Origin of the sequence: Reyranella sp., assembly GCF_036558665.1 — a bacterium.
Classification (GTDB): domain Bacteria; phylum Pseudomonadota; class Alphaproteobacteria; order Reyranellales; family Reyranellaceae; genus Reyranella.
The window spans coordinates 1-8,300 of sequence record NZ_DATBFE010000113.1 but is presented as its reverse complement, the minus strand read 5'-3'; the positions used below and the strand labels follow the sequence as shown (position 1 = coordinate 8,300).

General features: G+C 66.4%; 7 protein-coding genes. 5 read left to right on the top strand and 2 right to left on the bottom strand.

What is annotated here, in order from left to right:
• The 3 genes from VH499_RS17115 to VH499_RS17105 form a co-directional block, all read left to right on the top strand.
• A partial coding sequence (locus VH499_RS17115) for a glutamate synthase-related protein (RefSeq protein WP_332053955.1) occupies positions 1-2,099 on the top strand: 2,099 nt, incomplete at its 5' end.
• Positions 2,100-2,228: 129 nt separating this feature from the next.
• Complete coding sequence (locus VH499_RS17110) at positions 2,229-3,680, top strand: glutamate synthase subunit beta (RefSeq protein ID WP_332053954.1); 1,452 nt, start codon at positions 2,229-2,231, stop codon at positions 3,678-3,680.
• A 155-nt stretch (positions 3,681-3,835) separates the two neighbouring features.
• Positions 3,836-4,267, top strand: a complete 432-nt coding sequence (locus VH499_RS17105) for a type II 3-dehydroquinate dehydratase (RefSeq protein WP_332053953.1) — start codon at positions 3,836-3,838, stop codon at positions 4,265-4,267.
• Here the strand turns inward: VH499_RS17105 and VH499_RS17100 are convergent.
• A complete protein-coding gene (locus VH499_RS17100; RefSeq protein WP_332053952.1) occupies positions 4,259-5,179 on the bottom strand; it encodes a pyridoxamine 5'-phosphate oxidase family protein in 921 nt (306 codons plus the stop codon). The genes VH499_RS17105 and VH499_RS17100 overlap by 9 nt on opposite strands.
• A gap of 101 nt (positions 5,180-5,280) precedes the next feature.
• On the opposite strand from VH499_RS17100, the gene VH499_RS17095 reads away from it, so the two are divergent.
• Complete coding sequence (locus VH499_RS17095) at positions 5,281-6,189, top strand: LysR family transcriptional regulator (protein WP_332053951.1); 909 nt, start codon at positions 5,281-5,283, stop codon at positions 6,187-6,189.
• Between the two features lie 22 nt (positions 6,190-6,211).
• Here VH499_RS17095 and VH499_RS17090 read toward each other — a convergent pair whose 3' ends face one another.
• On the bottom strand, positions 6,212-7,117 hold the full coding sequence (locus tag VH499_RS17090; RefSeq protein ID WP_332053950.1) for a DUF1194 domain-containing protein: 906 nt from the start codon (positions 7,115-7,117) through the stop codon (positions 6,212-6,214).
• A 95-nt stretch (positions 7,118-7,212) separates the two neighbouring features.
• On the opposite strand from VH499_RS17090, the gene VH499_RS17085 reads away from it, so the two are divergent.
• A partial coding sequence (locus VH499_RS17085; RefSeq protein ID WP_332053949.1) for an acyl-CoA dehydrogenase family protein occupies positions 7,213-8,300 on the top strand: 1,088 nt, incomplete at its 3' end.

Genomic DNA, 8,300 nt, shown 5'->3' with positions numbered 1-8,300 from the left:
GCGCGGTCGATCGGCAGAACGAGCATCGCGCGACGCTGCGCGGTCTGTTCCGGCTGAAGCCGGCAGGAGCGCCGGTGCCGATCGACGAGGTCGAGCCGATCGAAACGATCCTGACGCGGTTTGCCACCGGCGCGATGTCGTACGGATCGATCAGCAGCGAGGCGCACGAGACACTGGCGATCGCCATGAATCGGCTTGGCGGCCGTTCGAACACGGGTGAGGGCGGCGAGGATCCGGAACGCTTCGTCCCGCTGGCCAACGGCGACTCGAAGCGCAGCAAGATCAAGCAGGTGGCGTCGGGCCGCTTCGGCGTGACCAGCGAGTACCTGGTGAGCGCCGACGAGCTGCAGATCAAGATGGCGCAGGGCGCAAAGCCCGGCGAAGGCGGACAGCTTCCGGGGCACAAGGTGGACAAGACCATCGCCAAGGTGCGCCACTCGACGCCGGGCGTCGGTCTTATTTCGCCGCCGCCACATCACGACATCTACTCGATCGAGGACCTGGCGCAGCTCATCCACGACCTCAAGAACGTGAACCCTGTGGCGCGCGTCTCGGTGAAGCTCGTGTCGGAAGTGGGCGTCGGCACGGTCGCGGCGGGCGTCAGCAAGGCGCGTGCCGATCATGTAACGATCTCGGGCTTCGAGGGCGGCACCGGCGCCTCGCCGCTCACCTCGCTGACGCATGCCGGCTCGCCATGGGAGATCGGGCTCGCCGAAACCCAGCAGACCTTGGTGCTGAACGGCTTGCGCGGCCGCATCGCCGTGCAGGTCGATGGCGGGATCCGTACCGGACGCGATGTCGCGATCGGTGCGCTCCTCGGCGCCGACGAGTTCGGCTTCGCGACTGCACCGCTGATCGCGGCCGGCTGCATCATGATGCGCAAGTGCCACCTCAACACCTGCCCTGTGGGCGTGGCGACGCAGGACCCGGTGCTGCGCAAGCGTTTCACCGGCCAGCCCGAGCACGTGATCAACTACTTCTTCTTCGTGGCCGAGGAGCTGCGCCAGATCATGGCGCGGCTGGGCTTCCGCGCGCTGAACGAGATGATCGGCCGTGTCGATCGCCTCGATATGCGGCGTGCCGTCGACCATTGGAAAGCCGGCGGCGTCGATCTTTCGAAGCTGCTGTATGTTGCGCCGGCCAAGCCGGGGGTTGCGATCTGGAACAGCGAGCGGCAAGAGCACGGCCTCGACAAGGCGCTCGACAACAGGCTGATCGACGCGGCGCATCCGGCACTGGAGAGCGGCGATCCCGTGCAGATCGAGCTGCCGGCGAGCAACGTCAACCGTACGGTCGGCGCCATGCTCTCGGGCGAGGTGGCCAAGCGCTATGGCCATGCCGGGCTGCCCGACGACACGATCTCCATCAAGCTCACCGGCACGGGCGGGCAAAGCTTCGGCGCCTTTCTGGCCCATGGCATCTCGCTCGAGCTGACAGGCGACGCCAACGACTATGTCGGCAAGGGTCTGTCGGGCGGGCGCGTCACCGTGCGCCAGCCGCCGGGTACGGGGCGCGATCCGCTGCGGAACATCATCGTCGGCAACACCGTGCTTTACGGCGCCATTGCCGGTGAGGCCTATTTCGAGGGCGTGGCCGGCGAGCGCTTCGCGGTGCGCAACTCCGGCGCCATTGCGGTGGTGGAAGGCACGGGCGACCATGGCTGCGAGTACATGACCGGCGGCGTCGTCGTGGTCCTGGGCGAAACCGGCCGCAACTTCGCGGCCGGCATGTCGGGCGGCGTGGCCTATGTGTACGATCCCAAGGCGCGCTTCCGGGACCTCTGCAATCCCGCGATGGTCGAACTCGAGCAGGTCGGTGCGCGCTCCGATGCAGCCGTCGACGATCAGGGCCGGCCGCATCAGCGCGCGCTCGATGCGGAGGACAACGGGATGGGCGATGTGCTCCGTTTCGATGCCGAGCGGCTGCGCATCCTCGTGGAAAGGCATCACCTGCATACGGGCAGTGCTCGCGCCCGCGAGCTTCTTGAGGATTGGGACCGGGCCTTGCCCTGCTTCGTCAAGGTGATGCCCAAGGACTATAAGCGCGCGCTCATGCAGGCCCGCGGCAAGGCGGCGACAAAGGCGGTCGCGGCGGAGTGAGGGACCGGCACTCTAAAGATCCCTGCTGAGCTGCGGGATGATGCACAGGACCGTGTCGTCCCGAGGCGAGGCCGAGGAATCCTTTCCTCCGCGACGCGAATGCAAACGAAAGAGGGAGTAGATCGAGCGATGGGCCTTCCCACCGGCTTCCTGGAAATCGAGCGCAAGGATCGGCCTTACGAGAAGGTCGAAGCGCGCCTCAAGACCTGGAAGGAATTCATCCTGCCGTTGCCGGCGGGCGAGATGCGCCAGCAGGCGGCGCGTTGCATGGATTGCGGCGTGCCCTTCTGTCACAACGGCTGCCCGGTCAACAATCAGGTTCCCGACTGGAACGAGCTGGTACGCCGCGACCGCTGGCAGGCGGCACTGGAGGTGCTGCACTCGACCAACAATTTCCCCGAGTTCACTGGCCGCATCTGCCCGGCGCCTTGCGAGGCGGCCTGCACGCTCAACATCGACGACAGCCCCGTCACCATCAAGTCGATCGAATGCGCCATCGTCGACCGTGGCTGGGAGGAGGGCTGGATCCAGCCGCTCGTGCCGACGAGGAAGACCGGCAGGCGCGTAGCGGTCGTAGGCTCCGGGCCAGCCGGTCTCGCCTGCGCCCAGCAGTTGGCGCGCGCCGGCCATGCGGTGACGCTATTCGAGAAAGCCGACCGTATCGGCGGCCTGCTGCGCTACGGCATTCCCGACTTCAAGATGGAGAAGCGTCTGATCGATCGGCGCATGCACCAGATGGAGGCCGAAGGAGTGGAGTTCCGCACCGGCGTCGAGGTCGGTGCGACGCTGTCGGCGAAGTCCCTGCTCGAAGGCTTCGACGCGGTCGCCCTGACCGGCGGTGCGGAATGGCCGCGCGATCTCGAAGTGCCCGGGCGCGAACTGCAGGGTATCCACTTCGCCATGGATTTCCTGGTGCCGCAGAACAAGCGCGTTGCCGGCGACGATGAAACACGCGCGGCCCCCGGGGGCACGATCAGCGCCGAGGGCAAGCATGTCGTGGTAATCGGCGGAGGCGACACCGGGTCGGACTGCGTGGGTACCTCCAACCGACAGGGCGCGGTTTCGGTCACGCAGCTCGAGGTGATGGCGCAGCCGCCGGACAAGGAAGACAAGGCGCTGACCTGGCCCGACTGGCCGCTCAAGATGCGCACCTCGTCCTCGCACGAGGAGGGGGTGGAACGTGACTTTGCCGTCCTCACCAGGCGGGCGGTCGGGTCCGAAGGCAGGGTCGAGGCCTTGGAATGCGTACGCATCGATTGGGTGAAGGGCGCGGACGGCCGCACGACGATGGCCGAAGTGCCGGGCAGTGGTTTCAAGCTCAAGGCCGATCTGGTGCTGCTGGCGATGGGATTCCTCGGACCGCGCAGGCCGGGTCTCTTGGAGCAGGCAGGCGTCATGCTCGATGCCCGCGGCAACGTTGCCGCGAGTGTGCAGGACTACAAGACGTCGGTTCCGAAGTTGTTCGCCGCCGGCGACATGCGGCGCGGACAGTCGCTCGTGGTCTGGGCGATCCGTGAAGGGCGGCAATGTGCGCGCTCGATCGACGTCGCGTTGATGGGGTACTCCTCCTTGCCGCGCTGATGCCGGTTGTTCTTTCGCAGGGCCCCCGGCGAGAGTGTTGGGCCACCGCACAGCGTTCGTCTGCGTGCCAAGGATTGGTGCCCTTCAACCGGAACTTGTTCTAGTATTTCGACGGCTGCGGTGCCTGGGATGCCGCGTCGCTACTCGGGGATGGAATGAAACTCCTGCTCATCCAGGGCGCCAACATGGAGTATCTGGGCACCCGCCAGCCAGAGCTCTACGGCACGACCACGGCGAAGGAACTGAACTCCATCGTCCGCCGCCGGGCGCGCGAGCTCGGCGTGGGACTCGAGATCCTTTACACCAACACCGAGGGCGAGGCGGTTTCGGCGATTTTTCGCGCGGACCGGGATGGCATCGACGGCGTGCTCTTCAATCCGGCCGGTTTCCTTTATGCCGGCCATGCCCTGCGCGATTGCCTGCGCTCGATCAAAGCCCCCGCGATCGAGGTCCACATGACCAACATCGAGAAACGCGGTTTCGGCTCGGTCACGGCCGAGGCTGTCGTCGGCATCATTGCCGGCTTCGGCGTCGATTCCTACATACTTGCTCTGGACGCGATGGTCTCACGCCTTTCCTCACTCTGACGTCCAGACACCGGTCGCGAGCGTCGTCGGCGCATAGTCGCCAAAGATCCAGTCGAAGGGCAGGGCCTGCGGCTGTCGCCAGCCGCGCTCGACCTTGACCCGCCAGGTTCGCTGTGCGCCGGCGAGCCTCGCGGCGTCGCGGTCGGTCCAGTCGATCGTGGCCGTGCCCTGAAGCTGCAACAGGTCGCCGTTGGCAAAGTCGATGAACAGCAGGCCGGCGCGCGGATCCCCGAGCAGATTGCCGAGAGTGTTGAAAAAGCGATTGCCGCGGAAGTCGGGGACGAGGAGCGTGTCGCCCTCGACGGCAACGAAACCGGGCCGCCCGCCGCGATGCGAGACATCGAGGCCGCTCGCATGCTCGATCGTCGGGCGCGATCGGCTGGCCACAAGGAAGGTGTCCGCGCTTGCGATGAGGCTCCGTGCTGCCTGATCCAGTCCGGCAAGGTGCTGGACGGGGCTGGGATGGCGGTGACGAACCGTCGGCCGCCGCGTCTGGATGTATTGGGCGCAGTTGCCGAAGCTCTGGGCAACGGCGACGGTCGTGCCGCGCTCGCCCAGCGCCGCCACCTTGCCATTGGCGCGATTGCGCCGGCGGTTGGAAAGATCAATGCCCAGAAGGCCCACCGAGCGGCCCGCTTGCCAACCGGCTGCAGCGGGGTCGTCGGAGGCAGGGCGCTTGTCGATGTGCAAGCTGGTCGGGTCAGGCGAGCGGACGAAGCCGGGATTGCCGTGAAGCACAGAGGCGACAGGCCAGCCGTTCTGATCGGCGGTGGCCACGAAGAGATAGGGCAGGAGCTCGAAGAAGCTGCGATGCTGGTCCGGCATCGCGGCGCGAATACCGGCGCCGGAGCTGCTTTGATGGGCCAGCGACTGGGCGGCAAGTTCGTCGACATGGAAGGGTGACATATCCATTGGCCTGACCCGATAATGTGCTCCCTTCTGCATGTATCTTTCCGTTTCGGAAATAATTAGCCTATGATGAAAGACTTTATTGTGTAATGTGGAATAGTCGAATGGACCGTCTGGATGAGCTCGGACTGTTCGTGAAGATTGTCGAGGAGGGTAGCCTCGCGCGTGCGGCGCAACGCCTGCGTCGCTCGCCCCCGGCCGTGACGCGGGCGCTCGCTGCGCTCGAGGATCGCATCGGTGTCCGCCTGATCGACCGTACCACGCGACGGCTCGCGCCCACCGAGGCCGGTCGGTTGTTGGTTGATCGCGCCCGCGTCGTGCTGGATGCCTACGAGGCTTCCCTGGCCGGAGTCGCGAACGCGCCGGTCCGCGGCGTCTTGCGAGTTGTCGCGCCGGTGCAGTTCGGTCGCCGCCACGTCGCGCCGATCGCCGCGCGCTTTCTCGACCGTTTTGCCGACGTCGAGGTCGAGTTGATGCTCGGCGACCGCAACGTCGATCTGATCGACGAGGCGATCGACGTGGCGGTGCGTATCGGCCATCTGCCCGACTCGTCGCTGCTCGCCCGACAGGTGGGCGAGGTTCGGCGGCTGTGGGTGGCAAGTCCCGGCTACCTGAGGAAGCGCGGCACGCCGCGAAGCCCTGCGGATCTCGCGGCGCACGATGTCGTCCTGGGCACGTCGCCCGTTGCGCAGGACTGGATCTTCGCTGGCCCGGTGCGGGATGCGCCGCACAGGCTGACGGGCAGGCTGCGGGTCGACGATGTCGAAACGCGGCTGCGCGCGGCGCGCGCCGGCCGTGGCATCGCCCAACTGCTGTCATACCAGGTGGCCGACGATCTGAAGGCGGGGAGCCTGATCCGGCTCTTCCGGCGTTACGAGGCACCACCACTGCCCGTGCATCTGGTCACCAAGGGTCGCGTTCATCGCGCTCCCAAGCTCGATGCGTTTCTCGAGTTCGCGACCGAACGCCTCCTCGCCTTGCCGGTGATCCGGCCGGAGACCGAGACATCGTGATTGCGATCCGGCGCCTCGAGGATCAGTCCGGCGTCGTGCCGAACCGGCGCTGCCAGAATTCGCGCGAGCGGCGCTCGCCGACGTCGCAGCCGGGCTCGTAGCCCGGGCGGACGAAACGCGTATAGTCGTCGTCCTCGCTGGCCTGTGTCCGGCGCGCCTGGGCGAGCCGCGTCCCGTCATGCAGGGCCAGACCGGCTGCGCCGGTGTCCGATCGCGACCCGCGATCGGCGACCTCCTGCAGGAGCTTCTTGCGAACGGCGCGCGGAAAATCATCGAAGTTCCTTGCCACCTCGACGAACGAGCGTGGTCCGCCGGTCACGCAATGCAGGTAATACTGGTCGAGGTCCGCTTCGGCCGGGAAGCCGAAAGGATTAGGCCGATCGTTGATGATCGGCAGGCCGTTGATTGCGATCCGTTGCTTCAGCGCCTCGGTGCGCGCATCGGTAACCAGCATGCCGTCGTTGTTCGACCCGTCGCCGGAGATATCGAGCACCTTGCGGTCGGCGTCGTAGGCGCTGCGGCCGAACAGGCCGACTGCGTAGCGAATAGCACCGCTGATCGAGGTGCGGCGCGCGATCGAGATCGGCGAGTTGGCGAGCTTGTCGGCAAATGCCGCGATCGTCGCCTCGCTGTCGAGCAGCGTCCAGTCGATCAGCAGCTTCTGCATCCAGGAGTCGGACCATTCGTAGTAGGCGACGGCAATGCGGCCGTTGGGTCCGCCCAGGATCGCCTTGACGATCACCGGGTCGCGGAATGCCATCACGTAGCCCTGCCGTTGCAGCTTGGCTTCGTCGGGATCGATGCTGCCGGAGATGTCGATGCCGAGCGCCAGCGCGAGATCGATGTCCTTCTTGTCCTGCGGCTTGTCTTGGGCCATCGCCGGCAGGGCCAGCAGGACAAGGCTGAACAGGTAAACGAGAACACGCATGATCGGTCTCCTCGTCGGTGCCCCGCAGCGACGCAAAAAGCATACCGCCCGCCGGATGGCGCTGCTAGCCTTCGGCCAACCGGGAGAGAAACGCCATGGACCTCGACCTCAGTCCAGAGGATCAAGCTTTTCGCGACGATGTGCGCCGCTTCCTTGACGAAAATTTGAGCGAGGATCTGCGCGAGGCCGGAGCCAAGACCGGCGGCGTGTTCGCCGACTTTGCAGCCGGTCTGAGATGGCACAAGGTGCTGGCGCAGCACGGCTGGTCGGCGCCGAGCTGGCCGAAGGAATATGGCGGCACCGGCTGGAACGCGACACAGCGCTACGTCTTCGCCCGCGAATGCACGGCGGTGGACGCGCCGCGCATCTTCTCGATGGGCCTGCGCATGGTCGGCCCGGTGATCATGAAGTTCGGCACGCCGGAGCAGAAGGCCAAGTACCTGCCCAGGATCGTCGCTGGCGACATCACCTTCTGCCAGGGTTACTCCGAGCCGGGCTCGGGCTCCGACCTTGCCAGCCTCAAGACGCGCGCGGTGCAGGACGGCGACAACTACGTGATCAATGGCACCAAGATCTGGACCACCGGCGCGCACGTTGCCGACCACATGTTCTGCCTGGTGCGCACGGCGATCGAGGGCAAGCCGCAGGACGGCATCTCCTTCGTATTGATCGATTCGATGCAGGCGCCGGGCCTCAGCGTGAAGCCGATCGTGACGCTCGCGGGCGACCACGAGGTGAACCAGGTGTTCTTCGACAACGTGCGCACGCCGGTTGCCAACCGCATCGGCCCGGAGAACGCCGGCTGGACGGTCGCCAAGTACCTGCTCGAGTTCGAGCGCGGGGGCGATGCCTATACGCCCAACCTCTATGCCCGCATCGAGGACGTCCGGCGCATCGCCAAGGAGGAGGCGGCCGACGGCTCGGGCCGGCTGATCGACGAGCGGGCCTTCGCCGAGCGGCTGGCGGAGGCGGAGATCTCCATCCAGGCACTGGAGATGATCGAGCTGCAGGTGCTGTCCGACCTCAGCCGCGGCCGCAACCCGGGCGCCGCGTCATCGGCCATGAAGATCCGCGGCAGCGAGACCCTGCAGAAGCTCGATCAGCTGGGCGTCGAGGCGCTTGCCTGGTATGCCGCGCCGTTCGAGCCGGAAGCCCGCATGCTGGGCCACAACGAGCCGACCGT

Excerpts from the sequence above, each read along its gene's own strand:
- VH499_RS17110 (WP_332053954.1), top strand. The coding sequence starts at position 2,229 with ATGGGCCTTCCCACCGGCTTCCTGGAAATCGAGCGCAAGGATCGGCCT.
- VH499_RS17105 (WP_332053953.1), top strand. The coding sequence starts at position 3,836 with ATGAAACTCCTGCTCATCCAGGGCGCCAACATGGAGTATCTGGGCACC.
- VH499_RS17100 (WP_332053952.1), bottom strand. The coding sequence starts at position 5,179 with ATGGATATGTCACCCTTCCATGTCGACGAACTTGCCGCCCAGTCGCTG.
- VH499_RS17095 (WP_332053951.1), top strand. The coding sequence starts at position 5,281 with ATGGACCGTCTGGATGAGCTCGGACTGTTCGTGAAGATTGTCGAGGAG.
- VH499_RS17090 (WP_332053950.1), bottom strand. The coding sequence starts at position 7,117 with ATGCGTGTTCTCGTTTACCTGTTCAGCCTTGTCCTGCTGGCCCTGCCG.